Raw genomic sequence first — 706 nt, forward strand, 5'->3', positions numbered from 1 at the left:
AGCTCGGGGCGCTGCTCGAGGGCGGCCGCCAGCCAGCCGTCGAACCAGGCGGCCGTGAGGGCGGCGTTTTCGTGGCCGAGCCGCCACGGGCTGGCTGCGGCGGTGACCTCGGCGCCCCTGGCCGTGAACGCCTCGATCGTCCTCCGGACCGCCCCTGGGCCGAGCAACCGGTGGCCGCCGACTGGCCGTTGCTGGTGTGCGTTGAAGGCCTCGGAGATCGGCTGGTCCCACCGGTCGGGCGGGTCGAGCCGGACCCGGCCGGTGACGGTGAGGTTCAGCAGCACCGGACACCCGGCGTGCACGCAGGAATCCACCAGGCGTTCGAGCTCGGTCGTGGTCAGCACGTCCAGCAGGGCCGAGGCGGTGACCAGCCCGCCGGTGGCAAGCTGCCGCGCCGACATCCGGGTGACGTCGACCCGCCGGGTCTCCATGGTGACCGCGGAACCGTCGGTGGCGCGGGGCAGCGGGCGAGTCGCCGCCACCCCGAGCAGGTCCGCGTCACGGTCGCACAGCACCCAGTGCTGCGGTCCGGGCAGCCGGGGAGCGAGCCAGCGCAGCATCGCCCCGGTGCCGCAGCCGAGGTCGTGGACGGTCAGCGTCCCGGAGGGCGACAGACCCCGGGCGAGCTGGTGGACCAGGCCGGTCGAGCGGGCGGCCGCGTCGGCGGGTTCGCGGAGCGCCAACCAGTCCGGCGTCGCCCGCGCCC

At 75.8% G+C, this 706-nt stretch carries 1 protein-coding gene; it reads right to left on the reverse strand.

Annotation, left to right across the window (positions count from 1 at the left end):
- Positions 1–706 (reverse strand): class I SAM-dependent methyltransferase (locus FRW57_RS22425; RefSeq protein ID WP_152187120.1); only part of this gene is annotated, 706 nt, incomplete at both ends.

The organism is Segeticoccus rhizosphaerae (assembly GCF_009192725.1).
Lineage (GTDB): Bacteria > Actinomycetota > Actinomycetes > Actinomycetales > Dermatophilaceae > Segeticoccus > Segeticoccus rhizosphaerae.